The organism is Bacillus sp. X1(2014), from assembly GCF_007678255.1.
Genome location: NZ_VEED01000098.1, coordinates 1 through 214 on the forward strand (window position 1 = coordinate 1; position 214 = coordinate 214).

Genomic DNA, 214 nt, shown 5'->3' on the forward strand with positions numbered 1-214 from the left:
GTTCGAGGACTTAACCATTTTAAGGCGTACTCAAGTTTACAAACTTCTTCTGCATTATCTAGTTTTGAGGGAATGAAAAAAATTAATTTTCCTCTTGAAAAATATGAAAAAGACATTATAATAAAATAGTGTCGAATATATGGTCTGGCAATTATGGCGAGAAGGTCACACCCGTTCCCATACCGAACACGGAAGTTAAGCTTCTCAGCGCCGA

1 rRNA gene is annotated in these 214 nt (G+C 36.9%); it reads left to right on the forward strand.

The annotated features are described in order from the left end of the window. Positions 1-143 precede the first annotated feature (143 nt). Positions 144-214 (forward strand): 5S ribosomal RNA (rrf, locus tag FS608_RS29960); the annotation flags it as partial.